Origin of the sequence: Saccharopolyspora sp. NPDC000359 (assembly GCF_040300525.1) — a bacterium.
Lineage (GTDB): Bacteria > Actinomycetota > Actinomycetes > Mycobacteriales > Pseudonocardiaceae > Saccharopolyspora.
Genome location: NZ_JBEPDU010000038.1, coordinates 44,564 through 70,246 on the forward strand (window position 1 = coordinate 44,564; position 25,683 = coordinate 70,246).

Consider the following 25,683-nt stretch of genomic DNA (forward strand, 5'->3'; position numbering starts at 1 on the left):
CCGGAGTAAAACCGCTGGCGCTGACCGCCTATTCTGGGAACGTGAACTGGACCGTCGACGTCCCCGTGGATGACCTGCCCGAACTGCCGCCGCTGCCGCCCGAGATGCGTGCCCGGCTCGACGACGCACTGGCCCGCCCAGCTGCCCAGCAGCCCAAGTGGCCGGACCAGGAACAGGCGAACAACGTCCGGAAGGTGCTGGAGAGCGTTCCTCCGGTGACCGTCCCCACCGAGGTCGACCGGCTGCGCCAGCACCTGGCCGCGGTCGCCAGGGGGGAGGCCTTCCTGCTGCAGGGCGGCGACTGCGCGGAGACCTTCGCGGACAACACCGAGCCGCACATCCGCGGCAACATCCGCACCCTGCTGCAGATGGCCGTGGTGCTGACCTACGGCGCGAGCATGCCGGTGGTCAAGCTCGGCCGCATCGCCGGGCAGTACGCCAAGCCGCGCTCCAGCGACACCGACGCGCTCGGGCTGCCGTCCTACCGCGGCGACATGATCAACTCGTTGGTCGCCACCGAGGAAGCGCGCCGCCACGACCCGTCGCGGTTGATCCGCGCCTACGCCAACGCCAGCGCCGCGATGAACCTCTCCCGCGCCCTGACCAGCGCCGGGATGGCCGCGCTGACCAAGGTGCACGACTGGAACAAGGACTTCGTGCTCAACTCCCCGGCCGGGGAGCGCTACGAGTCGGTGGCCGCCGAGATCGACCGCGGGCTGCGCTTCATGGCCGCCTGCGGCGTCGACGACTCCAGCCTGCACTCGGTGCAGTTCTACGCCAGCCACGAGGCGTTGGTGATGGACTACGAGCGCGCCATGCTGCGGCTGGACACCACCGGTGACAAGCCGCGCCTGTTCGACCTCTCCGGTCACTTCCTGTGGGTGGGGGAGCGGACCCGCCAGCTCGACGGCGCGCACATCGCCTTCGCCGAGCTGATCTCCAACCCGATCGGCATCAAGATCGGCCCCGGCACCACCCCGGAGCAGGCCGTGGAGTACGTCGAGCGGCTGGACCCGAACAACGAGCCGGGTCGGCTCACCCTGATCAGCCGGATGGGCAACGGCAAGGTGCGCGACGCGCTGCCGCCGATCGTGGAGAAGGTCACCGCCTCCGGCCACCAGGTGATCTGGCAGTGCGACCCGATGCACGGCAACACCCACGAGGCCAGCACCGGCTACAAGACCCGCCACTTCGACCGGATCGTGGACGAGGTCCAGGGCTTCTTCGAGGTGCACCACCGGCTCGGCACCCACCCCGGCGGCATCCACGTGGAGCTGACCGGCGAGGACGTCACCGAGTGCGTGGGCGGCGCGCAGGAGATCTCCGACACCGACCTGGCGGGCCGCTACGAGACGGCCTGCGACCCGCGCCTGAACACCCAGCAGTCCCTGGAACTGGCGTTCCTGGTCGCCGAGATGCTCCGCGGCTGAACGACTGGCGCGAAGGCCCCGGAACCGCGCGCGGTTCCGGGGCCTTCCCCTTTTCGGCGTGGCAGCCGGAGCAGCACCGTCGAGGCCGCTAGCGGCGCGTTGCGAGCGGCGCCCGCGACAGGCGGCCGAACGCCCCGCTGAGGCCCAGCGGGTCGAAGCGGACCAGGGACAGGGCGCCCAGGACCGCGGCGCCGATGCCCACTGCCACGAACGGCCAGTTGTACATGGCCTGCTCGCCGTCCGGGTAGTACGCCAGGACCAGGGCGATCGACGCCCCGACCACGTACGACAGGGCCCGCGGGGTCCAGGCGAACGCCGCGCCCAGCGCGAGGCCCCAGGTCGTGTACCAGGGCAGCAGGACCGGGGACAGGAAGGCGCCGCAGCACAGGACGATCGCCGCGCGGCGCACCGCTTCGGGGCCGCCCTCGCGCGCCTGCCACCAGTTCCAGGCCAGGATCGCCACCAGCAGCACCGAGCCGAGGGTCCGGGTGGCGCCCACGAACGGCCAGATGTTGGCCTCGCCGAACAGCGAGACCAGGGTGTGCGCCGCCTGCCCCACGGCGGTGGGCGCGGACAGGTAGTTGACGATCATGCCCGGAGCCGACAGCGCCGACAACCAGCCGAAACCCACCTTGGCCAGCAGCGTGCACCCGCCGAAGACCACCGCGAAGATCCCGACCGCGGGGAACACGGCGCGCAGGAACCGCGACCACAGCGGGCCGGTCAGCCGGGACGCCCAGATCCACACCAGGAACGGCAGCGCGAGCCCGGCGGTGGCCTTGATCGCCATCGCCGCCGAGGCGAGCGCGATCCCGCTGGCGTGGCGGCCCTCCAGCACGAGCAGCGTGCCGACCGACAGCAGCCCGATCATCAGCATGTCGTTGTGCGGGCCGCCCACCAGGTGCACCACGGTCATCGGACTGGCCGCGACCAGCCACAGCGCGACCGGCAGCCGACCGCCGAGGTGGCGCACCAGGCCGGGCAGCGCGCAGATCAGCATCACCAGGCCGCCCAGCAGTACCAGCCGCATCACGATGACGCTGGCGATGATGTCGTGCCCGGCCAGCAGGATCACGCCCTTGGCCACGCCCATGAACAGCGGCCCGTACGGCGCGGGCGTGGTCTGCCAGGTCGGGTGCACGTTCTCCGGGATCGGGCCGGTGAGCGCGGACGGTCCGACGCCGTAGGGGTCGAGGCCGTGCAGCGCCAGCAGCCCCTGCCCCAGGTAGCTGTAGACGTCGCGGGTGAACAAGGGCGGGGCGATGAGCATCGGCGCCAGCCAGGCGACTGTCGCCCACAGCACGCCGCGGGAGGTCACCAGGTGCGCCAGCACGCCGCGACCGAGCCGCACCCAAGCCCACACCAGCAGCGCGAACCCGAGGTAGACGACGGCTACCGCGATGTCGCGGCCGTGCCCGAAGCGCAGCACCGACAGCGGGCCGGTGCCGAGCACCGGGTCGTGCACGAGCGTTCCGCCCGCCCCGAAGGAACCGATCAGCAGCAGCACCGAGCCGATCGCGCCCAGCGCGATGGTGCGCAGGGGCAGCGGGCGGCTCTCGCGCCGTCCGCCGCTGGCCTGGTCGGCTGCCGTGCTGGTGGTCCGTTCGGACCAGTCCGGTGCCGACTCGGTGGAAACAGTCGGGGGCATCGTGCCGCCAATATTTCCACAACCAGTCCGCGCGCCACCTGTGACCAGGCCAGACCCGCCGCGGCACCACCTATCGGGCGATGCTGGGGCACCCAGTAGCCGCAGGTAGATCCCACGGCGGGAAAACGTTACGCAACCCGATGGAGATCAGGATCACATCAGAACGCCGTGACGTGGATTTCACTTCCCGGCTCGACCCGCGATCCGGGCAGCGGCAGCTGGCCCCAGATCGTCATGTTGTCCCGGTGGAAGAACGAGTTGACGTTGAGCCGCAGCCCCAGCGCCGCGACCTGCTGCTGCGCCTCCTCCACGCTGACCCCGTTGAGGCTGGGCACCGTCACCGCGTTCGACACCAGCACCCCGACCCGCGGCCTGCCGACCAACCGGACCTCGGTGCCGGTCTCCGGGTCGGTGCTGATGACGTGCCCGGCCTCGACGTCGGAGTCGAACTGCTGCCCCAGGTCGTAGGGCTCGAACCCGGCGCCGCTCAGCGTGGTGAAGGCGTCCTCGCGGCTCATCCCGCGCACGTCGGGCACCGGGACCGGCGGCGGGCCCTTGCTGACGATCAGCCGCACCTCGCCGCTGATGTTCAGCGGGGTGCCCGGTGCGGGGTCGACGCTGATGACCCGGCCCTCCGGCACGCTGGTGTGGAACTGGTCGGCGGACTCGTCGTGCGTGGGTTGCAGCTTCGCGTTGCGGATGATGCTCTCCGCCTCGGCCAGCGGGGTGCCCTCGGCGACCTCCGGCACCTTGGGCTTGCCCAGCGACACCACCAGGTCGACGGTGCTGCCGGTGCGCACCTGCGCGCCCTCGGCGGGGTTGGAGCTGATCACCACGCCTTCCGGCACGGTGTTGTCGTGCTCCCGGGTCACGTTGCCCACCAGGTCGGCGCTGGTGAGCGCCTGCTGGGCGGTCTCCTCGGTCTCGCCGGTGAGCTTGGGCACGTCCACGTAGCTGCCCATGCCCAGCCAGAACGCCGCACCGCCCACCAGGGCGGCCAGCACGAGGACGACCGCGGTCCAGATCGCCACGGTCCGCCGTCCCCGGCGGCGCTCGCGGACCGGTCCGGCCGGGACCGGCGGCATCTCCTGGGTGTAGTCGTCGTCGGTGGCCGGGCGCAGCATCGCCCGGGTCCGCTGCGGCGGGGCGGGCGGGGGCGGCGCGTCCTGGACGACTGGGATCTGCGCGGTCGGCGGGTCGTCGCTGATGGTGGGCATCAGCGTGGTGCTCTCGGCGGACTCCGGGACCGGCACCGGGACCAGCGAGATGCCGAGCTCGGCGCGCGCCTGCTGCACCTCGGCGAGGAACGCCTCGGCGCTCTGCGGGCGCTGCTCCGGGTCGCGGCGGGTGGCGCGCACCACCAGGTCGTTGATGGCCGGTGGCAGGTCGGGGACGAGCTCGACCGGTGGCGGCACGTCGTCGTTGACGTGCCGGTAGGCCACCGAGAGCGCGGTGTCGCCCACGTAGGGCGGCCGACCGGTGAGCATCTCGAAGAGCACGATCCCGGCCGCGTAGACGTCCGTGCGCGCGTCCGCGGCACCGGTGGTGACCTGCTCGGGGGAGAGGTAGGCGACGGTGCCGAGGATGACGCTGCCGCTGGTCGTCCCGGCCTCGGCGGCCGCGCGGACCAGCCCGAAGTCGGCGACCTTGACCGAGCCGTCGGTGCCGATCAGCACGTTCTCCGGCTTGACGTCGCGGTGCACCATCTCGGCCCGGTGGGCGGCCTCCAGGGCGGAGAGCACCGGCTCGATGACGCTCAGCGCCACGGCCAGCGGCAGCCGACCGCCCCGGTCCATGATCGCGTCGCGCAGCGTGCAGCCCTCGACCAGCTGCATCACCAGGAAGACGTGCTCCTCGTCGGCGCCGTGGTCCACGCCCTGGTCGTAGACGGCCACGATGTCGGGGTGGTGCAGCTTCGCCGCGGCCCGGGCCTCGCGCTCGAAGCGCTCCACGAAGGACCGGTCGCCGGAGTACTGGGCGTCCATGACCTTGATCGCCACCGGCCGGTCCAGCCGGGTGTCCAGGCCTCGGTAGACGGTGGACATGCCACCGCGGGCGATCAGCGCGTCGACCCGGTACCGGCGTTCGAGCATGGCTCCGACGAGGCTCGCGCCGCGTCCTCGCCGTGTCTCAGAAGTCATTGTCCGCCAACCGCCGGGTAACCTTTCCACCTCGATTGTGGCAGGTGCGGACGACGCGCCGGGGCCAGGTGGCGGGATGGGTCATGATCGTGATCGTATTCCGGGCCGGGTGGATCTCCGGCTGGGCGGTGCTCGGCGTCGGCCCCCGCGATGTGGCAAGGTAAGCAGCGTGAGTGCGATCCCCGCTGCCCCGGATGTGCTCGCTCCCGATGTGGAGGTCGTTCCGCTGGACGCCGTGGCCGAACGGCTCGGGCGTTCCGTGACCCGGGTGCACCAACTGATTCGTGATGGACATCTGCTGGCCCTGCGCCGTGACGCGGTGCTCGGCGTGCCCGCCGTGTTCCTCGCTGGCGACGAGATCGTGAAGGGCCTGCCCGGCACGATCACCCTGCTCCGGGATGCTGGCTACCACGAGGACGAGATTCTCCGCTGGTTGTTCACCCCGGACGACTCGTTGCCGGGAACCCCGATCGACGCCCTGCGCGGAGACCGGGGTCGGGAGGTCAAGCGCCGCGCCCAGGCGATGGGCTTCTGAGCACGAACAACACCGTGGTCGTGAGCGCGGACCGCCGGTCCGCGCTCACGACCCCCCGGTGATGCGCTGAGCTGCGAGCTTCCCCGAGACCAGGACCGGCGGAACGCCGACGCCCGGGGTGGTCCCGGAGCCGGCCAGCACGACGTTGCCTAGGTCGCGGACCAGGTTCCGCGGCCGGAACGGGCCGGTCTGCGGGAAGGTGTGCGCGGCGGAGAACGGCGTCCCGGCCGCGTGCCCCTGGGCCGCCCAGTCCGCGGGCGTGATCAGCTCCTGCACCTCGATCGAGTCGCCGAAGCCGGTGAAGCCGCGGTGCTCCAGGGTGCGCACCAGCTCCTCGCGGTAAGCCGGGCCGATGTGCGCCCAGTCGAACTGGCCGGTGGCCAGGTTCGGGCACGGCGCGAGCACGTAGTGCAGCTCGCGACCCGCCGGGGCCAGCGCAGGATCGGTCGTTGTCGGGCGCGTGACCAGCAGCGACGGGTCGCTCATCAGCGCACCGTCGCGGATGATCTCGGTGAAGGTGCGTTCCCAGGCCGCGCCGAACGAAATGGTGTGGTGCGCCTCGGACCAGCTGCGCGTGGTGCCCGCGTGCAGCACCACCGCCGAGGGTGACCAGCGCAGCCGCCGTCGTGGCCGGTGCCCGAGCAGCCGGTGCACCACCGGCAGGTCCGGGGTGAGCACGAACGCGTCGGCGCTGATGCGGTCCCCGGCTGAGGTGCGGGCGGCGACGACCCGACCACCGCGCTGCTCCAGGTCGGTGACCTCGGTGCTGTAGCGGAACTCGACGCCCGCGTCCGCGGCCGCGTCGGCGAGCGCCCGGGGAACCGCGTGCATCCCGCCGCGGGGGAACCACACGCCGTTGACGGTGTCCATGTAGGAGATGACCGCGTACAGCGCGAGCGCGCGGCGCGGGTCGAGACCGGCGTACAGCGCCTGGAACGAGAACACCCGGCGCAGCCGCTCGTCGCCCAGGAACCGGCCGATCGCCGGTCCCAGGCGGCCGAAGCCGCGGAGCGCGGCCAGCCGGGCGAGCTCCGGGGAGACCAGGTCCAGCGGCGAGTCGAAGTTGGCGTCGATGAACCGGTGCATCTCCGCCCGGTACACCTCGGTCAGCCAGCGCCGCAGCCGCCGGTACCCGGCCGCCTCCGCGGGCCCGGCGAAGCGCCGCACCTCCTGCTCCATCGCCTCGGCGTCGGTGTGCACGTCCAGCACCGAGTCGTCGGCGAAGCGCGCCTGGTACGCCGGGTGCAGCGGCACCAGGTCGAGGCGGTCGGCCAGCGAGTCGCCGACCGCGTGCAGCGCTTCGTCGACCAGCTCCGGCATGGTCAGGACCGTCGGACCGGTGTCGATGCGGTAGCCGTCCAGCCGGTGCAGCCCGGCCCGGCCGCCCGGCAGCGGCGCGCGTTCCACCACCGTCACCCGCCGTCCGGCGCCCGCCAGGTGCAGTGCCGCGGCGAGCCCGGCGAGCCCGGCACCCAGCACCAGGACGTGGTCGCTGCGACCGGCGGTGGTGCGCATCAGCGGGTGCGGTCGGTGACGGCGACGGCCAGCTCGGCCAGCCGCGAGGCGGCGGGTTCGGCCAGGCCCGCGCCGTGCAGCGCGTGCAGGGCCGATCCGGTCAGGTCGGTGATCCGCTCCTCCACGGCGGCGACCGCGCCGAGCTCGGTGAGCACCTCCCGCGCCCGCTCGACGCGCTGCGCGTCCAACGCGGGGTCGCCGAGGACGCTGTGCAGCAGGTCCAGGGCCTGCTGGTCGCCGCGCTCGCGGGCGGTGGCGGTGGCTTCGGCGATCAGCACGGTCCGCTTGCCCTCGCGCAGGTCGTCACCCGCGGGCTTGCCGGTCACGGCGGGGTCACCGAAGACCCCGAGCAGGTCGTCGCGCAGCTGGAAGGCGACGCCGATGTCCGAGCCGAACCGGCGCAGTGCGTCCAGCGCCGCCGGAGTCGCGCCCGCGATCTCGGCACCCAGCTCCAGCGGGCGCTGCACCGTGTAGGAGGCGGACTTGAGCTGGCAGATCCGCAGCGCCGCCTGCGGGGTCTCGTCGACCCGCACCTGGCCGAGCACGTCCAGGTACTGCCCGGCGAGCACCTCGGTGCGCATCGCGCGCCAGGGCCGCAGCGCGCGGTTCAGCGCGGCCGGGGGGATCCCGGCGCTGTGCAGCATGTCGTCGGCCCAGGACAGCGCCAGGTCGCCGAGCAGCACGGCGCTGGCCATGCCGAACTGCGTGCCGTCCCCGGCGAACCCGGACTCCCGGTGGGTCCGCTCGAACTTGCGGTGCACGGTCGGGTTGCCGCGCCTGGTGTCGGACTCGTCGATGAGGTCGTCGTGCACCAGCGCGCAGGCCTGGATCAGCTCCAGGGCGCTGGCCGCGCGCAGCATCGCCACCGCGGCCGGGCCCTCGTCGCTGCCGCCGCCCGCGCGCCAACCCCACCAGGCGAACGTGGGGCGGATGCGCTTGCCGCCGGTGAGCACGAAGTCGGCCAGCTCGGCCACCGCAGCCCCGAACGCCGGATCGAGGTCGTCGGCCTCGACGCGGCGGGACTGCAGGAATTCGGTCAGCTTCTGCTGGACCTGATCGGGAAGGCTCAACTCCACGACGGTGTCCTGGCGGGTTGCTTGCGCGGTAACCGAATGTGATGGGGGCACGTCTCCATCCTCCGCGATGCCATCCGGCTTGGGCTGCCCGGGCTACCGGTTAGCTCCCAGTCATTGGGAAGACTCCGGAGCGTAGCCGGGAACTCCTTATGCTGGGCCGCATGGCAGTGGTGGACCGGTTGCGGACCGAGCGGACGACCTTCTCGGTCGAGTTCTTCCCGCCGCGCGACGACGGCGAGGAGCGCGTGCTCTGGCGCGCGGTGCGCGAGCTGGAGCCGCTGGACCCGGCGTTCGTGTCGGTGACCTACGGCGCGGGTGGTTCCAGCCGGGACCGCACCATCCGCACCACCGGGCGCATCGCGCAGGAGACCACCCTGACCCCGATGGCGCACCTGACCGCGGTGGACCACTCGGTGGCCGAGCTGCGCAACGTGATCGGCTGGTACGCCGCGTCCGGGGTGCGCAACGTACTGGCCGTCCGGGGCGACCCGCCCGGCGACCCGAACGGCGAGTGGGTCCGCCACCCGGAGGGCCTGGAGCACGCCGAGGAGCTGGTGCGATTGGTCCGCGAGCTCGGCGACTTCTGCGTCGGCGTGGCGGCCTTCCCGCACGGGCACCCGCGCTCGGCCGACCTGGACGTCGACGCCGACCACCTGGCCCGCAAGATCCGCGCCGGGGCCGGGTTCGCCATCGCCCAGCTGTTCCTCGAACCGGAGTACTTCCTGCGGCTGCGCGACCGGCTGGCCGCCCGCGGCTGCGAAGTGCCGCTGCTGCCCGGGGTCATGCCGATCACGACACCCCGGGTGCTGGCGAAGTTCGGCGAGCTGGCCGGGGGCCCGGTGCCGCCAGCCATCGCCGACCAGCTGCTCCCGCTGGCCGACGACCCGGCCGGGTTCCGGCAGGCCGGGGTGGACGTGGTGACCCGGCTCTGCGAGCGCCTGATCGCCGAAGGTGTCCCCGCTTTGCACTTCTACACCCTCAACCGTTCCAAGGCGACGCGCCAGGTGGTGGCCGCCCTCGGCCTCTGATGTCCCCGGCACGGGGGTCAGGCGTCCACCTCGGCGCGGTTGCGGAGGTGGGTGCGCAGGGCGAGCGCGGCCACCAGCGCCGCCGCGACGAAGGTGAGGGCGCCGACCAGCAGCGCCCAGCCGATCCAGTCCCCGCCCGCGGAGTTCGAGTACTGGTAGATCGCCGAGACCTCGGTGACCTCGCCCGGCTGCATGCTCCAGGTGACGGTGCCCGCCGACTCCTCGCCGTTGGTGTTGGTGATCTCGCCCGGTGCGCTGATCTTCAGGTTCACCGCGGAGTCGGTGTCGACCAGCGGGGTCAGGTCCACCGAGCCCTCGAAGAACACCAGCGAACCCGACCTGGACAGCTTCAGCTGGTAGCGGGAGTCGGACTGGCTCAGAGCAGCGGCCAGCTCCTCGACTTCGGCGAAGGTCAGGTCCTGGAACGAAACCCGGTACCCGACGCGGTCCTCACCGCGGAACGGCACGACCTCCACCCGGTCGGCCAGCGCGTCCGGTGGGCGCAGCTCGAACGGCACCTGCCCGTCGGGCGACTCGGTGGCCACCAGCACCTCGCCGGAGACCAGGTCGTCACCGGAGACGTTCAGCGAAGCGTTGACGCGCAGGCACCCGCTGAGCAGCGTGCCGAGCACGGTGATCAGCACCAGCAGCGATGCCGCGCGGCGGCGCGGATTCGTGGCCTCCACGCGGGCGATCTTCGCATCTGGCGGCCGATTCCGCCGACTGCGGAACACCTTCTTCGCGTGCGTGCGCGTCAGCAGCCCGCGATAGCGTGGCGGGTATGGGAGTTGACCACGACGGCGTGCACGAGATCAGCGACCGGTTCGTCGACGAGCTGGCCGCGCTGGACCCGATCGCCGCGACGTACCTGGGTGTGCCAGGTGGGGAAGAGAAACTGACCGACTACTCGCCGGACGGGCACCGCGCCCGAGCCGAGCTGGCCAGCCGCAGCCTGGCCGCGGTGCGGGCCGCCGAGCCGCGCGACGACTCGGAGCGCATCGCGCAGGCGGTGTTCACCGAACGGGTGGGGCTGGACCTGGAGCTGCACGAGATCGGTGCGGACATGTCCGCGCTGAACGTGATCGCCTCCCCCGCGCAGGAGCTGCGGCAGGTCTTCGACCTGATGCCCACCGACACCCCGGAGCAGTGGCGGACCATCGCCCGCCGCCTGTCGCGGATGCCGGAGGCGGTGCTGGGGCTGCGCGCCGGTCTGCTGGCGGCGGCCACCGACGGCAACGTCTCGGCGGCGCGGCAGGTCGCCAAGGTCGCTGAGCAGTGCGACACCTGGTCCGGCCGCGGTGGGCAGTCGTTCTTCGCGGCGATGGTGGCGCGGGCAGACGGCGTGGACGAGTCGCTGCGCCGCGACCTCGACGCGGCGGCGGAGCAGGCGGCCGAGGCCTACGCCGGGCTCGCCGACTTCCTGCGCGGCGAGCTGCTGCCGAAGGCGCCGCAGAAGGACGCCGTCGGCGAGGAACGGTACCGGCTGTGGTCGCGGTACTTCACCGGTGCCCGGCTGGACCTGCGCGAGGCCTACGAGTGGGGTTGGGCCGAGTTCGCCGGCATCGAGGCCGAGATGAAGGAGATCGCGAACCGGATCAAGCCGGGCGCGACGCTGGCCGAGGCCGCGGCGGCGCTCGACGCCGACCCGCGCTACCAGGTGCGCGGCCAGCGGGCCTTCGAGGAGTGGATGCAGCGGCTGTCCGACCAGGCGCTGCAGGACCTGCGCGGCAAGCACTTCGACATCCCGGACCCGCTCATGGCGCTGGAGTGCCGGATCGCCCCGCCGGGCGGCGGGGTCGGCGCCTACTACACCGGGCCGACCGACGACTTCTCCCGGCCTGGCCGGATGTGGTGGTCGGTGCCCGCGGACCGGGAGGACTTCCCGACCTGGCGCGAGGTGTCCACCGTGTACCACGAGGGCGTCCCCGGGCACCACCTGCAGGTGGCGACCGCGGTGCACGAGGCGCAGCGGCTGAACAAGTTCCAGCGGTTGGCCTGCTTCGTCTCCGGGCACGGCGAGGGCTGGGCGCTCTACGCCGAACGCCTGATGCGCGAGCTGGGCTACCTCGAGGACGACGGCGACCTGCTGGGCATGCTCAACGACCAGTTGTTCCGCGCGGCGCGCGTGGTGGTCGACATCGGCATGCACCTGGAGCTGGAGATCCCGGCGGGCACCGGGTTCCACGAGGGCGAGCGCTGGACGCCGGAGCTGGGCCTGGAGTTCATGCTGTCCCGCACGATCACCGACCCGGCCCAGGTGCGCGACGAGATCGACCGCTACCTGGGTTGGCCTGGCCAGGCCCCGTCGTACAAGCTCGGCGAGCGCCTCTGGCGCGCGGCCCGCGACGAGGCGAAGCAGCGCCACGGCGCGGACTTCGACGTCAAGGAGTTCCACACGACGGCGCTGCGCATGGGCGGCATGGGGCTGGACACCCTGCGCGAGCAGCTCGCCCGCCTCTGAGGCGGCAGGCGCGGGGCACCCGTGGTCGCGGGTGCCCCGCGCTCGTCACCACTGCTCGGCCAGCTGGGCGCGGGCCGCGGCTTGCCGGGGGTCGGCCTGCTCGGCCTGGCGAGCGGCGTCCTCGGCAGCGCGGTCGGCGGCTCGTTCGGCCTCGCCGACGTCCGGGGCCCCGCCTTCCAGGACGTCGGCGATGATGCTGGCCTGCGCGGCCATCGCCGAGGCGAACGGGTGGTACGGCGCCGCGACCGGGCTCAGGTGCTGGCCGTTGATCCACGCCGCGCCTCCGGTGGCGCAGGCGTCGTGGCCCAGTGACGGGCCGTAGGTGTCGACGAAGGTGGCGCCGGTGCGCTTCGCCGCGTCGGCGATCGCGGCGTTGAGCTCCCGCTCGATCTCGTCGGCGTAGCGGTAGTCGCCGTCGGCGATCGGGATGATGTCCGGGCAGTAGCCGCTCTCCGGCACGATCCGCGGGTAGCCGATGACGAGGACCTCGGCTCGCGGCGAGCGCTCCTGCACGCCCCGCACGACCTCCGCGACGCGGTGCCCGGTGAGCACGATGCGCCGCTTGAGGTCGTCACCGCCGTCGACGGCGAAGTGCTCCCGGCACGGCGACCCGACCGGGTCGGTGGCGCGCAGCGCGGAGCAGGTGGAGATGGTGTCGCCGAAGACGTCGAAGTCGTTGCCGCCGATGCCCAGCGTGACCAAATCCGTCTCCGCGGTCAGCGCGTCGAACTGCGGGCCGGTGTACCAGTCCTGGGCGCGCGTCATGTCCGTGGTGTCCGCGCCGCCGCAGCTGACGTCGGTGAACTCCGCGGGTTCGAGTTCGCGCGCCAGCAGCGCCGGGTAGTTGTTGGTGGACCGGCCGCACAGCAGCGGGTCCAGGCGCATCCACGGGATCAGCGGTCCCGAGGTGAACGAGTCGCCGAGGGCGACGTAGTGCTGGTACTCGGGTTCGTCGGCCACCGCCGGGGCCGCCCCCAGCGAGAACCCGACCAACACCGACAACGCGATCCCGCCCGCTCTGCGGAGCAACCCCACCCGGCCCATCGGCACCTCCACTGATCGTCTGCACCGAAGTGAAGACGATCACAGGTGGCTCGGGCAAGGATTTCGTGAAAGGTTCTCGGGTTTTTCCCGGGATGCGGTCAGCGGGGTTCGAGCGGCAGCGGGCGGCCGAGCACGGCGAACGGGCGCGGGTCGCCGGTGAACCGGTAGTTGCGCAGCACGTCGGTGAACCCGACCCGGCGGTACAACCGCCACGCGCGCGTCGGGCCCTCCGGGGTGGAGAGCAGGACCTTGCTGCCCGGGGCGCCGCTCAGCAGCTGGCGCAGGACCTCCTCGCCGACCCCGGCGCCCTGGCCGGCCGGGTGCACGTGCAGCTCGGTCAGCTCGAAGTAGTCGTCCAGCCAGTCGCCGATCTCGGCGCCGCTGCTCAGCATGCCGCGGCGGACCTGCTCGTGCCACCACTGGCCGGGGGCGCCGAGGTAGCCGTAGCCGATGCCGATGAGCTCGTCCTGCTCGCTGAACGCGCCGATGCAGCGCCACCCGGCGCGCAGCATGTGCGCCGACCACATCGGGGCGCGCTGCTGGGCGGTGGTGGGCGGGTAGCCCATCGCGGTCACGTAGATCCGCAGGGCCTCGGGCAGGCGGGCCCGGAGCTGGTCGGTGGTCAGCTCGGCGATCCGGTCACAGCGGGGCGGTGGTGCGGCGGTCACGGCCGAACACTAGCCGGTCCGCGGCGCGCGGTCCTGCCTGGCGTGCCGCCGGGGTGGCGACCCGGTCACCCGGTGTTCGATTCGTCCCTCCGGGTGATCATCTCCGCTGGTCATGACTCGAACAGGTGAGCTATGGCGCAGTGCTTGAGTCGATCTGCCGAGCGCGCTAATCTGAAGGTGTTCGAACGGAAGTTCGATGAACTCCTGTTCGAGACCGAGGTTCGGCGGCGGGGTGGGGGAAGCACCCCGCCGCCGGACCTACCGCCTCGGACCTGCTGCCCGAGCTCCACGGCAGCGCGCGGTGCCCTGGTGGGCGTGGACGGCTTCGTCGTGCAGAGGAGAGCGCCGATGTCTTTTTCCACCGATCTCTCGATTCCCGCTCCGCGGAGCTCCGTGGAGGACCAGGGCCCGACCCCCGAGGCCGAAACCCCGGCGGGCTCGCTGTCGTTGCTGCTCAACGCCCGGACCTGCCTGCACGAAGCGGAGCAGGCGGAGCGCCCCGCCGAGCGGTACGTGTCCGCGCACGTCGCCGCGTTGCGCGCGGCCACGGCGGTCGTCGTGGCCCGCTCCTGGCGGCGCGACGAGAAGGGCCGTCCGGCCAGCGTGTGGACGCTGTTAACCGGGGCCGCCCCCGAACTGCGGGAGTGGGCGGCCTACTTCGCGGCGCGATCGGACCGGCGGGCGGCCGCCGAGGCCGGGGTGCCGACCATCACCTGGCTCGACGCCGACGGCCTGCTGGCGCGCAGCCGGGAATTCCTGGACATCGTCGGACGAAGCTTGTTGGGGGTGGCGCGGTGAACGGCACCGAGGTGGGGCTGGACTACGGGCGGATGCTGGACCTGCTCGGCATCGAGGCGCAGCTGCTGACCGCGGCGACGCACGACGCCCACCCGGACGCGCCGGTGTGGAGCGCTTCCGGGCGGACGCTGGGGCAGACCATCCGGCACCTGGGCGACCTGTGCGAGGACGCGTTGTGCTGGCTGGGGTCCGCGGAGGTGGAGCGGCTGTGGGAGCTGCCGGAACGACCCGAGCTGCGCGAGGTGACCAGCCGGTTCGCGATCCGGCTGGCCGGGCTGCTGGCGGAGTTCGGGGCCCGGCCACCGCACGACCCGTGCCCGACCTGGTGGCCGGAGCAGCACGAGGTCCGGTTCTGGCTGCGCCGGGTCCTGCACGCCACCACGGTGCACCGGGTGGACGTGCAGACCGCCGCGGGCGTGGAGCGCACCGCGATCGAGCCCGACGTGGCGGCCGACGGCGTCGACGAGGTGCTGCGGGTGTGGTTCGGCCACCGGCTGCACGCGCTCGGCATCACAGCGAGCCACGCGTGCTCGGTCGGCGTCCACGTGGCCGGGCGCAACTGGCTGGTCACCGCGGACCAGGAGGGCACCGCCGTGGTCAGCTCGGACGACGTGGCCACCACGACGCCGGACGCGGTGGTGGCGGGCGATGCGGCAGCGGTCTACCTGTGGATGTGGGGACGGCTGCCGAACCGGGCGGTGGAGACCCGCGGCGACCCGAACGCGGTGGCCCAGCTGTGGGGCCTGCTGCAACTCGCCACCCGCTGACCGCGGCGCGGGAACCGGTTGCCCCGCAGGGGCGATCGGCGCGGGTGGGCGGGTGCTGGCCCGACGTGGCACCCCGCCGACTCCACCGCCATCCGCCCCCTGCGCGCAGCAGCCTTCGCCGACTAGCCGGACACCGTCCCCACCGAAGTCGGCTCGTCGATGTGCGGGGGCCGGTGGTGGTGCTGCTCGGAACCTCGACTGCCGACCGCAGTGCGGGTTCGAACCGGCGGAAAAGCGCGGGTTCACGCCGCAGGTGCCGGAGTGGACCCGTGCTTGCACGGCCGGTCGCCCACCGCCAGTGGAACGGCGATCCGCGGCGAGTCCACCTCCTACCGGAGTTGGGGCTGTAGCACAGGGTCGGTGGCTCAGCCGATGGAGAGGAGCGCAGCGAAGCGCAGGATCGTGATCAGGTAGGTGGTGGAGTGGACGAGTACGCGACGAGCAGCGAACCGGCGACCAGACCGGAGAGTTGCCAGCCGTACCGGCGAACCTTCCGGTGCAGCGTCCACGCCCCGCTGCGCCCGCGACGACCAGCACTGCCACCACCAACGGGTTCACGAGCTGGTCATCGCAGGAAACCGACCGGGTATCACCGGTCGTGGCAGTGAAGCCGGGCCGACGTGGCCACTCCTCACCCGGTGGAATCCTGCGGCGGATTCAGGCGCGGAGGCGCAAGCCCTTGGGGGTGGCGCGGAATCCTGCTTCGGTGAGCACTGCCGCGAGGCGTGATCCCCACGCGCCTTCACCGTCGGCACGTTGGACCGAAAGCTGGTCCAGCCAGCCCTCGCGCACGACGCGCGCGAGGCCTGCCGCCGCCGCGCGCAGCGCCGATTCGTCCTCGGTGAACGACAGCAGCGACTTCCCGCCGCGCTCCACGTAGAACACCGCTTCGCCGGACACGAGCACCACCAGCGCGCCCGCCTTGCGGCCCGGCCGGTGCCGGGTTTCGCCCATCACGGCAGGCCATTCCAGCGCGCCGCCGTACGGCTGGGCCGGGTCGGCGGCGGCCAGCACCACGGCCTCGTCGTCGCTCTCCTCGCGGGAGAGCGCGCGCAGGCGGTCGATCGCTCCGGGCACCGCGAACTGCGCCGCCCCAAGTCCTTCGACGACGTACCCGCGGCGGCAGCGCCCGGATTCCTCCATCGCCCGAAGCACCTTGTACACAGCGGAGAACCCACCGGTGACGCGCTCGATGTCCAACGCTCCACGCGTGAGCACCCCGTGCCGCTCCAGGAACGCTTCGGCTCGGGCATGCGCGCGGCGAGTCGGTTCGTCCGAGGGCTGGGGTGCCAGCGACCACCGCCCGGCGACGGTCGGGGGGCCGCTCCGGCTCGGCATCGACGGGCGTCCCGCGCGCAACCGCGCGTAGCGGCCACGAGGCGCGTTGCGGCGAGGTTTGTGCGCAGCGCCGCGCCCGGACACCAGGGACCGCAGCGGCGCGAGCGTGTCGTTGGTGACGGCGCCGGACCAGACCAGGTCCCACAGCGCAGTGGTGACCGCGTCGTCGGCGGGTGCTTCCTCGGCCTGCTCCAGCAGCAGCGCACCGGCCCGGTCGGCCAGCTGCCGGAAGAACAGCGCGCCACCGTCCAAAGCGGACACCACGGCGCGGTGCAGCGGCGAGTCGGTGCCTGGTTCCTCGGGCAGGTCCGGCAACAGCAGGTCGGCGACGTCGGTGGGGGCCAGCGCGACCCAGCCGTCACCGCCGGTCAGCGCGCCGGACCCGACCCAGGTGACCTCCCCGGCCGCGGTCAGCTCGTCGAGCAGCGCGGGCGAGTAGCCGGGCAGCCGCGCGGGCAGGATCAGCGACTCCAGGCCGCTGGCCGGGACCGGCACCCCGGCCAGCTGCTCGACGGCGGAGTACACGTCGTCCACCGTCGGCGCGGTGCGCAACCGCGCCCCGATGCCGTGCCAGGCGGGCAGGAACCGCCCCAGCGCGGCAGGTTCGACGGGTTCCACCTCCGCGCGCAGGCGGGCCAGCGAGGCGCGCCGCAACCGCCGCAGCACCTCGGCGTCGCAGTATTCCAGCGTCCGGCCGCCCCCGGCTTCCAGCGGTCGCAGTTCACCGCGGACGAGCCGCCCGCTCCCGGTCAACCGGTCCAGCACGGTGTGCACGACCGCCACACCCAGCCCGAAGCGCTGCGCCGCGGCGTCGGCGGTGAACGGTCCGCGGCAGCGCGCGTAGCGGATCAGCAGGTCGCCCAGCGGATCGGCGACTGGTTCGGTGAACGCCTCGGGCACCCCGACCGGCAGTGCGACGCCGAGCGCATCCCGGACCCGGCCCGCGTCCTCGATCGCGATCCAGCGTTCCTGCCCGGCGATGCGCACCTGGAGCACGCGCCGCTGCTCGGCGAGCTCGGCCAGCCACCCAGGCCGCACGCCCCGCGCCTCAGCCTCCTCAGTGGACAGATCACCGAGGAAGCGCAGCAGGTCCACCGCGCCTTCGGCATCGCGGGCGTGCCGCTCCGGGGCGAGCCGCTGCAGCTGCTGCTCGATCTCCGCGAGGGGCTCCGGGTCCAGCAGCTCCCGCAGCGCCTCCGACCCAAGCAGCTCGGCCAGCAGCGTCGAGTCCAGGCTCAACGCGGCCGAGCGCCGCTCGGCCAGCGGGGCGTCGGTCTCGTACAGGAACATGCCGATGTAGCCAAACAGCAGGCTGCGCGCGAACGGCGACGGCGTCGGGGTCTCGACCTCGACCACCCGCACCTTCCGCGCAGCCACCTGCGACATCAGCTCGGTCAACCCCGGCAGGTCGTAGACGTCCTGCAAGCACTCCCGCATCGCCTCCAGCACGACCGGGAACTGCTCGTACTGCGACGCCACCGCCAGCAGCTGCGCCGACCGCTGCCGCTGCTGCCACAGCGGTGTGCGGCGGCGCGGGTCGCGGCGCGGCAGCAGCAGCGCCCGCGCCGCGCACTCCCGGAACCGCGCGGCGAACAGCGCCGACCCGCCGACCTCGTCGGTCACCACCTGCTGGACCTCCTCAGGAGGCAGCAGCACGTCCTCGGCGGTCGGTAGCACCTCCGCACCGGAGTCGTCCAGCGCGTCGGCCAACCGCAGCACGATCCCGTCGTCGGAGGAGGCGACCTGCGGCTCGACGCCGCGCCGTTCCCGGATCCGCGCCCCGATCGCCAGTGCCCACGGGCCGTTGACCTTCGCCCCGAACGGGGAGTGCACCACCAGCCGCCAGTCGCCCAGCTCGTCGCGGAACCGCTCCACCACGACCGTGCGGTCGTCGGGCACGTGCCGGGTGGCCCGCCGCTGCTCGTCCAAGTAGGACAGCAGGTTGTCCTGCGCCCACTCGTCGAGCCCGGCGGCCGCGATCCGCTCCCGAGCCGCCGCGGAGTCGGCGCTGGTCAGCTCCCGGACGAACGCGCCCAGGGCGCGGCCGAGCTCCAGCGGGCGGCCCGGCGAGTCGCCCTTCCAGAACGGCATCCGGGCGGGTTGGCCCGGCGCCGGGGTCACCACGACCCGGTCGTGGGTGATGTCCTCCACCCGCCACGCCGAGGTGCCCAGCAGGAACGTGTCGCCGACCCGCGACTCGTAGACCATCTCCTCGTCGAGCTCGCCGACGCGCACCCCGCCCCGGCCCGCCACGTCGTCGCCCGGCGTGGTCACCGCGAACAGCCCGCGATCGGGGATGGTGCCGCCCGAGGTGACCGCCAGCCGCTGCGCCCCGGGCCGCGCGCGCAGCTCGTCGTTGACCCGGTCCCAGACGATGCGCGCCCGCAGCTCGCCGAACTCCTCGCTGGGGTAGCGGCCCGCCAGCATGTCCAGCACCGCGTTCAGCGCCGAGTCGGGCAGCCCGGCGAACGGGGCGGACCGCCGCACCACGGAGGCCAGCTGCGGCACCGGCCAGGCGTCCATCGCGACCATCGACACCACGTGCTGCGCCAGCACGTCCAGCGGGTTGCGCGGGAAGGCGATCGACTCGATCAGCCCGTCGGCCATCCGCTCCGACACGACCGCGCACCCGACGAGGTCACCCCGGAACTTCGGGAACACCACCCCGCGCGACACCGCGCCGACCTGGTGCCCGCCGCGCCCGATGCGCTGCAGCCCGGAGGCCACGCTCGGCGGCGTCTCCACCTGGATCACCAGGTCCACCGCGCCCATGTCGATGCCCAGCTCCAGCGAGGAGGTGGCCACCACGCAGGCCAGCTGCCCGGTTTTGAGCTCCTCCTCGACCACGGCGCGCTGCTCCTTGGACATCGAGCCGTGGTGCGCCTTGGCGACGATCGGCGGCGCACCGGCGGCCACCCCGGAACCGCCCACCGCCTCGGCCGGGAACCGCTCCGCCGACGGGGGCTCCTCGGCGGCGAGCTCGTTGATCCCGGCAGTCAGCCGCTCGGCCAGCCGCCGGGAGTTGCAGAACACGATGGTCGAGCGGTGCTGCCGGATCAGCTCCAGGATCCGCTCCTGCACCGACGGCCAGATCGAGGTGTGCTGCTCGGCGCCCGCCGCCGGGCCCGCCACCTCGCCGGTGGGCGCCCCCAGCTCGGCCATGTCCGGCACCGGGACCTCGACCCGGACCTCGACCTCCTTCGGGTGCTCGGGCTGGACGACGCGCACCGGTCGACCCCCGGCCAGGAAGGTGCGCACCTCCTCGACCGGTCGCACCGTCGCGGACAACCCGATGCGCTGCGCCGGGGTCGGCAGGAGCTCGTCGAGCCGTTCCAGCGAGAGCGCCAGGTGCGCCCCGCGCTTGGTGCCCGCCACCGCGTGCACCTCGTCGACGATCACCGTCTCCACCCCGCGCAGCGACTCCCGCGCTGCCGAGGTCAGCAGCAGGAACAGCGACTCCGGGGTGGTCACCAGCACGTCCGGCGGGGTGCGGTTGAACGATCGCCGCTGGTCGGCGGGGGTGTCCCCGGTGCGGATGCCGACGGTGATGTCCGGTGGTGCCCCGCCGAGCCGCTGGGCGGCCTGCCGGATGCCGGTCAGCGGGGCGCGCAGGTTGCGCTCCACGTCGACGGCCAGCGCCTTCAGCGGCGAGACGTAGAGCACCCGGCAGCGGTGCTTGGCCTCCGCGGGCGCGTCTTCCACGGACAGCTTGTCCAGGGCGGACAAAAACGCCGCGAGGGTCTTGCCGGACCCGGTCGGGGCGACGACCAGCGCGTGCTCGCCCGCCGCGATGGCCTCCCAGGCCCCGCGCTGCGCCTCGGTGGGCGCGGCGAAGGCCCCGCGGAACCAGTCGCGGGTCGCGGGGGAGAAGGCGTCCAGCACATCGCGCACCCCTCCATGCTGGACCAACGCACCGACACCGCGCGCCGGAGCGGGACCGCGAACCGTCCAAAGTAGCCGTGGGCGGGTCCGGATCCGCGGGATCTGTGCTCCCGCCCGCGTCCCGCATGGCAGCATTCCGGGTCGGGAAGGTCCTTTTTCTGGGAGGGGGACGGGTGCGCGTCCTGTCGGTGGATCTCGGTACGTCGAACACCGTGGCGGTGCTGGCCGCGCACGGCCGACCACCGCGCGTGATCGAGCTGGACGGGTCGGCGACGATGCCCTCGGCGGTGTTCGCCGCCGAGGACGGCGGGCTGATCGTCGGCCGGGACGCCGAGCGCCGCGCCCGGCTGGACCCGTCCCGGTTCGAGCCGAACCCGAAGCGCCGCGTCGACGAGAGCACCCTGCTGCTCGGCGAGCACGTCGTCACGGTCACCGACGCGCTGGCCGCGGTCCTGCACCGGGTCGCCGAGGAGACCACCCGCCAGCTCGGCGGCGCCCAGCCCGACGAGGTCCACCTCACCCACCCCGCGCAGTGGGGCTCGGTCCGGCGCAACGTGCTGCTGTCGGCGGCGCGGCTGGCCGGGTTCAACTGCAACCTCGTCCTGGTTCCCGAGCCTGTCGCCGCGGCCGCGCACTTCGCGTCGTTCCCGGACCGGGCGCTCGGCCACGGCCAGGTGCTGGCCGTCTACGACCTGGGTGCGGGAACCTTCGACTGCGCGATCGTGGGCGCCAACCAGGGCGGTTTCGTGGTGCTGGCCGAGGACGGCCTGGGCGACCTCGGTGGCCTGGACGTCGACCAGGCGCTGCTCGAGCACATCGGGCGGCAGGTCTCCAACAAGGACCCGCAGCGCTGGCAGCGCCTGCTGCGGCCGGACAGCACGGCCGACCGCCGCGCCCAGCGCGCACTGCGCGAGGACGTCCGCGCGGCGAAGGAGACGCTGTCCCGGCACCCGCAGACCGAGGTGCCCATGCCCGAGCCCTTCGAGGACGTGCTGGTCACCCGCGCGGAGCTGGAGGGCATGGTGCGCCCCACCATGCTGCGCAGCGTGGAGCTGCTGGCCTCGGTGCTGCGCTCCAACGGGATGGCGCCCGAGCAGCTCGCCGGGATCTACCTGGTGGGCGGTTCCAGCCGGTTACCGCTGGTCGCGAGCCTGATCGGGGAGCAGCTGCGGGTGGTGCCGACCACCCTCGACCAGCCGGAGACCGCGGTCGCGTTCGGCGCGCACCACGTGGCCCGCGACGGCGCGGCGATGTGGACCAACGACATCCACCCGGCGCCCACCACGCAGCCCGGCTACCGCGAGCCCGACACCGTGCGCACCCGCCCGGTCGCCCCGCCGCAGCCGGTCCCGCACCCGGTCTCGCAGCCGGTCCCGCAGCCGCAGGCCGACTCGGGCTCCCGGCGGAACCTGCTGATCGGCTTGGGAGCCCTCGCCGCGGTCGCGGTGCTCGTCGCCGTGGTGACGGTCGTGGTGCGGCTCGGTGGCAGCTCGCCCGCGCCCAGCGCCTCGGAGTGCTTCCAACCCGGGCCCCGGGACGACAAGGGCTTCACCTCGTGCCTGCGCAACCTCGCGGGCACGGTCCCGGAGCGGGCCAACTGCGCGCCCGGCTGGCAGCGGGTCGTGCCGGGGCTGCGGGAGCTCAGCGGCACCGTGGTGTCCTGCTCGATCGGCAACCCCAACGAGGGCACCCAGATCGTCTACACGCAGCTGGACTCGCAGGAGGCGGCCGCCGCGCGCGCCGACCTGCTGCTGTCGTTCCACGGGGTGCACAGCGACCAGGTCGAGGCCGACTGGACCGGCAACGGGCTGTCCGGCAGCTACCGGGCGGTCACCGGCATCGACTTCGGCACCCTGGTGTTCACCGTCGACGACCGGCCGCTGGTCGGCATGCTGCTGCAGCCCAACCCCGACCAGGAGCTGCGGCCCGACGAATTGGCCGACCAGTTCGAGCGGACCGTCCAGCCGGGCCTGGCCTGAGCGGCCTCAGCGGCGGTTGCGCTGCTCCCACAGGAACCGCACCGCGACCACGATCGCGGCCAGCAGTCCGAGGGCGATCACGACCTTGCCGAGCGGGGTGGACAGCCCCGTCGGATCGGCCTGCAGCAGGAGCAGCACACCACCAGGGTACTGGCGCCGCGTAGGCTGGCGGGCGATGCGCCACACAGCTTTCCGCCAACGCATGGCCGAGGAGTTCGGTCGGGTCCGCGCCGAGATGCTGGCCCAGGACCACGTCTTCTCGTCGCTTGGAGGGCGCACCGTCGACCAGGCCCTGGAGGCCGGGCTGTCGACCAAGGAGGTCTGGCAGGCGGTCTGCGAGGCCTTCGAAGTGCCCGCCGAGCGCCGCTAGGTCTCGGTCTGGGTGCCGCCGCGCTCGGGGACGTCGCGGTGCTTCGGTGACTCGGACGGCTGCGGGGCGTCGGCACGCTTGGGGGGCTCGAAGTCGGCCCACAGGTTCTGGGCGCTGACCTGCTGCTCCGGGGTCCGGCCGGACTCCAGGTAGTGCTGGTAGGCGCGGCGCCGCTCCTCCTGCCGGATGCGCCAGAGGTCGGCGCGCACCAGCCGGTCCTGCTGCGGGGTCGGGTGGCCTTCGGCGAGCGCCATCTCGGCCTGGTAGAGCTCCTGGATCTCGGCGATGCGCCCCTCGTCGGCCTGCCGGTCCTCCTCCTGCCGCTGCTCGGGGAGCTCCTCGACCGGTGGTTCGTGGTGCCGGTACCGGGCGTAGGGGTTGTCCGGCGGGAGGTTGCCGCTGATCCGCCCGTAGAAGCCGAAGAACATCAGCACCAGGCCGACGACGAAGCTGAACACCACGTTCTGCAGCTTGAACGCGAACAGGTTCCAGGGGGTGTGCAGCAGCCCGAGGTTGATCAGCGCGGACAGGAAGAACAGGATGCCGACCGCGGCGGTGGTGGTGGAGGCCACCGGGCCGCCCCAGGCCGCGGCGCCGACCAGGACCGCGCCCACCGCGATCGAGACCCAGGCGAGCAGGCCGTTGCTGGACAGCCCGAGGATGTCGATGCCGCTGGTGGTGAACAGCGGCACCCGGTTGGCCACGCCCAGCACGCCGAACGCCAGCAGGCAGGCGCCGAAGATGGCGGCCGCGATCCGGTAGAACCGGCTGAGCGGGTGGTCGGGGGGAAGGTATCGGTCCATGCGCACGATCGGCACCTCCTCGGGTCGCGGCGGCGGACGCCGGGTGGTCCTCCGAGTGTCCGCCTGGGCCGAGGTGATCGCACTGTCACACGACCAGGTGAAGCGCCTGGCGTGTCGGGAGGTTGATCGAACATCCGTTCGCTTATGATGCGGGGGAACGGGATCGAGGTCGGCGAACCCCGCGGCCGGATTGTCGGTCCCTGCCCGTAGCGTCTGATCTGAACAACGACGACGAAGTACGACTCGACCGAGGTGGACCCCGATGGCAGCAGCGACACCGGACAAGGGCAAGGCGCTGGAGCTGGCGCTCGCCCAGATCGACAAGCAGTTCGGCAAAGGGTCGGTCATGCGACTCGGCGAGGAGACCCGCGCGCCGATCGAGGTCATCCCGACCGGGTCCATCTCGCTCGACGTCGCGCTCGGGATCGGCGGCCTGCCGCGCGGCCGGATCGTGGAGGTCTACGGCCCGGAGAGCAGCGGTAAGACCTCGGTCGCGCTGCACGCGGTGGCCAACGCGCAGAAGCAGGGCGGCACCGCGGCGTTCGTCGACGCCGAGCACGCGCTGGACCCGGAGTACGCCAAGGCGATCGGGGTGGACACCGACTCGCTGCTGGTGTCCCAGCCGGACACCGGCGAGCAGGCGCTGGAGATCGCGGACATGCTGATCCGCTCCGGCGCGCTGGACATCATCGTCATCGACTCGGTGGCCGCGCTGGTGCCGCGCGCCGAGATCGAGGGCGAGATGGGCGACAGCCACGTGGGTCTGCAGGCCCGGCTGATGAGCCAGGCGCTGCGCAAGCTGACCTCGGCGCTGTACAACGCCAAGACCACCGCGATCTTCATCAACCAGCTCCGTGAGAAGGTCGGCGTGATGTTCGGCTCCCCGGAGACCACCACCGGCGGCAAGGCGCTGAAGTTCTACTCCTCGGTGCGGCTGGACGTGCGGCGGATCGAGACGCTCAAGGACGGCTCGGACGCGGTCGGCAACCGGACCCGCGTCAAGGTGGTCAAGAACAAGGTCGCGCCGCCGTTCAAGCAGGCCGAGTTCGACATCATCTACGGCGTCGGGATCAGCCGCGAGGGCTCGCTGATCGACATGGGCGTCGAGCAGGGCATCATCCGCAAGTCCGGTGCCTGGTACACCTACGAGGGCGACCAGCTGGGCCAGGGCAAGGAGAACGCCCGCCGGTTCATGCGGGAGAACCCGGACGTCGCCAACGAGATCGAGAAGCGGATCAAGGAGAAGCTCGGCATCGGCGCGACGCTGGACTCCGAGGACGCCGAACCGGCTCCGGTCGAGTTCTGATCCTCCGGTGTTGGTGCGGATGAACGACGGTGGCAGGCGTCGGGGGAGCGGTGCGCGTAGCCGCTTCCCCGACGACGCCCGCCCGGAGACCGAGGTCCCGGACGAGGCGTCGGAGTCGAAGCGGCGCAAGGCCGACAACCCCGAGCAGCAGGCGCGCGACATCGTGTACCGGCTCCTGGCGGCGCGTGCGCGCAGCCGCTCGGAGCTGCGCCAAGCCCTGCTGCGCAAGGGGATCGACGAGGACATCGCCGACGGCGTGCTGCAGAAGTTCGTCGACGCGGGCTTGGTCGACGACGCCTCCTTCGCGGAGGAGTGGGTGAACTCGCGGCAGCGCGCACAGGGCCTGGGTCGCAAGGCGCTGGGCTTCGAGCTGCGGCGCAAGGGCATCGACGAGCACCTGGTGGAAGCCGCCTTGTCCACTGTGGATTCCGATGCGGAGGCCGAGCGGGCCCGCGAGCTGGTGCAGCGCAAGCTCCGCTCGATGAGCTCGCTGGACCACGCGGCCAAGATGCGCCGCCTGGTCGGGATGCTGGCCCGCAAGGGTTATTCCGAAGGCCTGGCGTTCCGCGTGGTGCGCGAGGAGATCGAGCGCTCCGGAGCCGAGGCACCAGACCCGGACCTCGACACCACGTGACCGGACAACCCCAGACTCCGCTGGCCAGCTGAGCCTGGTCAGGCGTGGAAGCGCACCGGTGACGGCGCAGCGCAGCGGATCGTCCCGCCCAGCGTGCTCGCCGCACACGGTCTACCGCTCTTCCGGAGCTGTCCGTCCCTCCCGCGACGTGTGCGAACTCCTCCGCGCAACCCATGGCAGCACCCGGAGATCGTCCTCTCCGAAGCGATCCCCATCGGGGTTCGACGACCAGTTCCAATGGAAATCGCACCGGCCTGGCG

20 protein-coding genes are annotated in these 25,683 nt (G+C 72.7%); 10 read left to right on the forward strand and 10 right to left on the reverse strand.

All coding sequences use genetic code 11. The annotated features are described in order from the left end of the window. The first annotated feature begins 41 nt into the window (after positions 1-41). The gene (locus tag ABT324_RS23135; protein ID WP_351181231.1) at positions 42-1,430 is read left to right on the forward strand and encodes a class II 3-deoxy-7-phosphoheptulonate synthase; all 1,389 of its coding nucleotides are present in this window, start codon (positions 42-44) and stop codon (positions 1,428-1,430) included. 88 nt (positions 1,431-1,518) lie between these two features. Here ABT324_RS23135 and mptB read toward each other — a convergent pair whose 3' ends face one another. Together mptB and pknB are read right to left on the reverse strand one after the other, a co-directional pair. Continuing rightward, on the reverse strand, positions 1,519-3,078 hold the full coding sequence (mptB, locus tag ABT324_RS23140; protein WP_351181234.1) for a polyprenol phosphomannose-dependent alpha 1,6 mannosyltransferase MptB: 1,560 nt from the start codon (positions 3,076-3,078) through the stop codon (positions 1,519-1,521). Between the two features lie 158 nt (positions 3,079-3,236). Continuing rightward, positions 3,237-5,171, reverse strand: a complete 1,935-nt coding sequence (pknB, locus tag ABT324_RS23145) for a Stk1 family PASTA domain-containing Ser/Thr kinase (protein ID WP_351181237.1) — start codon at positions 5,169-5,171, stop codon at positions 3,237-3,239. Between the two features lie 217 nt (positions 5,172-5,388). On the opposite strand from pknB, the gene ABT324_RS23150 reads away from it, so the two are divergent. After that, positions 5,389-5,754: an Rv2175c family DNA-binding protein gene (locus ABT324_RS23150; RefSeq protein ID WP_351181240.1), complete on the forward strand. Its 366-nt coding sequence runs from the start codon at positions 5,389-5,391 to the stop codon at positions 5,752-5,754. Between the two features lie 45 nt (positions 5,755-5,799). Here the strand turns inward: ABT324_RS23150 and crtI are convergent, their stop codons facing one another. Further along, positions 5,800-7,269 (reverse strand): phytoene desaturase family protein, encoded by a 1,470-nt coding sequence (crtI, locus tag ABT324_RS23155; RefSeq protein ID WP_351181243.1) that lies wholly within the window; start codon positions 7,267-7,269, stop codon positions 5,800-5,802. Continuing rightward, positions 7,269-8,345 (reverse strand): polyprenyl synthetase family protein, encoded by a 1,077-nt coding sequence (locus ABT324_RS23160; protein ID WP_351181246.1) that lies wholly within the window; start codon positions 8,343-8,345, stop codon positions 7,269-7,271. Before ABT324_RS23160 ends, crtI begins: the two co-directional genes overlap by 1 nt. Positions 8,346-8,506: 161 nt before the next feature. On the opposite strand from ABT324_RS23160, the gene ABT324_RS23165 reads away from it, so the two are divergent. Continuing rightward, positions 8,507-9,373 carry a methylenetetrahydrofolate reductase gene (locus ABT324_RS23165; protein ID WP_351181249.1) on the forward strand — a complete coding sequence of 289 codons (867 nt, stop codon included), beginning with the start codon at positions 8,507-8,509 and terminating at the stop codon, positions 9,371-9,373. 17 nt (positions 9,374-9,390) lie between these two features. Here ABT324_RS23165 and ABT324_RS23170 read toward each other — a convergent pair whose 3' ends face one another. Next, complete coding sequence (locus tag ABT324_RS23170; RefSeq protein ID WP_351181252.1) at positions 9,391-10,059, reverse strand: DUF3153 domain-containing protein; 669 nt, start codon at positions 10,057-10,059, stop codon at positions 9,391-9,393. 95 nt (positions 10,060-10,154) lie between these two features. Here ABT324_RS23170 and ABT324_RS23175 point away from each other — a divergent pair, with 95 nt between their 5' ends. Next, complete coding sequence (locus tag ABT324_RS23175) at positions 10,155-11,834, forward strand: DUF885 domain-containing protein (protein ID WP_351181255.1); 1,680 nt, start codon at positions 10,155-10,157, stop codon at positions 11,832-11,834. Between the two features lie 45 nt (positions 11,835-11,879). Here the strand turns inward: ABT324_RS23175 and ABT324_RS23180 are convergent, their stop codons facing one another. Both ABT324_RS23180 and ABT324_RS23185 read right to left on the reverse strand, forming a co-directional pair. Further along, positions 11,880-12,878 carry an SGNH/GDSL hydrolase family protein gene (locus ABT324_RS23180; protein WP_351181258.1) on the reverse strand — a complete coding sequence of 333 codons (999 nt, stop codon included), beginning with the start codon at positions 12,876-12,878 and terminating at the stop codon, positions 11,880-11,882. Positions 12,879-12,976: 98 nt separating this feature from the next. Beyond that, positions 12,977-13,546 carry a GNAT family N-acetyltransferase gene (locus ABT324_RS23185; protein WP_351181261.1) on the reverse strand — a complete coding sequence of 190 codons (570 nt, stop codon included), beginning with the start codon at positions 13,544-13,546 and terminating at the stop codon, positions 12,977-12,979. A gap of 348 nt (positions 13,547-13,894) precedes the next feature. Between ABT324_RS23185 and ABT324_RS23190 the strand changes: the two genes are divergently transcribed. Then, complete coding sequence (locus ABT324_RS23190) at positions 13,895-14,344, forward strand: SAV_6107 family HEPN domain-containing protein (RefSeq protein ID WP_351181264.1); 450 nt, start codon at positions 13,895-13,897, stop codon at positions 14,342-14,344. Continuing rightward, positions 14,341-15,111, forward strand: a complete 771-nt coding sequence (locus tag ABT324_RS23195) for a maleylpyruvate isomerase N-terminal domain-containing protein (RefSeq protein ID WP_351181267.1) — start codon at positions 14,341-14,343, stop codon at positions 15,109-15,111. The genes ABT324_RS23190 and ABT324_RS23195 overlap by 4 nt, the downstream gene beginning before the upstream one ends. Positions 15,112-15,768: 657 nt before the next feature. Here ABT324_RS23195 and ABT324_RS23200 read toward each other — a convergent pair. Continuing rightward, entirely contained in the window at positions 15,769-20,340 is a 4,572-nt protein-coding gene (locus ABT324_RS23200; RefSeq protein ID WP_351181270.1) for an ATP-dependent helicase, read from the reverse strand. Positions 20,341-20,504: 164 nt separating this feature from the next. Between ABT324_RS23200 and ABT324_RS23205 the strand changes: the two genes are divergently transcribed. Next, a complete protein-coding gene (locus ABT324_RS23205) occupies positions 20,505-22,310 on the forward strand; it encodes an Hsp70 family protein (RefSeq protein ID WP_351181273.1) in 1,806 nt (601 codons plus the stop codon). A 6-nt stretch (positions 22,311-22,316) separates the two neighbouring features. Here the strand turns inward: ABT324_RS23205 and ABT324_RS23210 are convergent, their stop codons facing one another. Next, positions 22,317-22,448: a hypothetical protein gene (locus ABT324_RS23210; RefSeq protein WP_351181276.1), complete on the reverse strand. Its 132-nt coding sequence runs from the start codon at positions 22,446-22,448 to the stop codon at positions 22,317-22,319. Positions 22,449-22,485: 37 nt separating this feature from the next. Between ABT324_RS23210 and ABT324_RS23215 the strand changes: the two genes are divergently transcribed. After that, positions 22,486-22,680 (forward strand): DUF3046 domain-containing protein, encoded by a 195-nt coding sequence (locus tag ABT324_RS23215; protein WP_351181279.1) that lies wholly within the window; start codon positions 22,486-22,488, stop codon positions 22,678-22,680. Here the strand turns inward: ABT324_RS23215 and ABT324_RS23220 are convergent. Continuing rightward, the gene (locus ABT324_RS23220) at positions 22,677-23,483 is read right to left on the reverse strand and encodes a DUF4383 domain-containing protein (protein ID WP_351181309.1); all 807 of its coding nucleotides are present in this window, start codon (positions 23,481-23,483) and stop codon (positions 22,677-22,679) included. The two genes, ABT324_RS23215 and ABT324_RS23220, sit on opposite strands and share 4 nt — an antisense overlap. A 262-nt stretch (positions 23,484-23,745) precedes the next feature. Here ABT324_RS23220 and recA point away from each other — a divergent pair, with 262 nt between their 5' ends. Continuing rightward, positions 23,746-24,789: a recombinase RecA gene (gene recA / locus ABT324_RS23225; RefSeq protein ID WP_351181282.1), complete on the forward strand. Its 1,044-nt coding sequence runs from the start codon at positions 23,746-23,748 to the stop codon at positions 24,787-24,789. Between the two features lie 13 nt (positions 24,790-24,802). Further along, a complete protein-coding gene (locus ABT324_RS23230) occupies positions 24,803-25,423 on the forward strand; it encodes a regulatory protein RecX (protein WP_351181312.1) in 621 nt (206 codons plus the stop codon). The last annotated feature ends 260 nt before the right edge of the window (positions 25,424-25,683 follow it).

Coding starts and splice junctions, on each gene's coding strand:
- ABT324_RS23190 (WP_351181264.1), top strand. CDS start 13,895: ATGTCTTTTTCCACCGATCTCTCGATTCCCGCTCCGCGGAGCTCCGTG.
- ABT324_RS23215 (WP_351181279.1), top strand. CDS start 22,486: ATGCGCCACACAGCTTTCCGCCAACGCATGGCCGAGGAGTTCGGTCGG.
- crtI (WP_351181243.1), bottom strand. CDS start 7,269: ATGCGCACCACCGCCGGTCGCAGCGACCACGTCCTGGTGCTGGGTGCC.
- ABT324_RS23175 (WP_351181255.1), top strand. CDS start 10,155: ATGGGAGTTGACCACGACGGCGTGCACGAGATCAGCGACCGGTTCGTC.
- ABT324_RS23165 (WP_351181249.1), top strand. CDS start 8,507: ATGGCAGTGGTGGACCGGTTGCGGACCGAGCGGACGACCTTCTCGGTC.
- pknB (WP_351181237.1), bottom strand. CDS start 5,171: ATGCTCGAACGCCGGTACCGGGTCGACGCGCTGATCGCCCGCGGTGGC.
- ABT324_RS23180 (WP_351181258.1), bottom strand. CDS start 12,878: ATGGGCCGGGTGGGGTTGCTCCGCAGAGCGGGCGGGATCGCGTTGTCG.
- ABT324_RS23220 (WP_351181309.1), bottom strand. CDS start 23,483: ATGGACCGATACCTTCCCCCCGACCACCCGCTCAGCCGGTTCTACCGG.
- mptB (WP_351181234.1), bottom strand. CDS start 3,078: ATGCCCCCGACTGTTTCCACCGAGTCGGCACCGGACTGGTCCGAACGG.
- recA (WP_351181282.1), top strand. CDS start 23,746: ATGGCAGCAGCGACACCGGACAAGGGCAAGGCGCTGGAGCTGGCGCTC.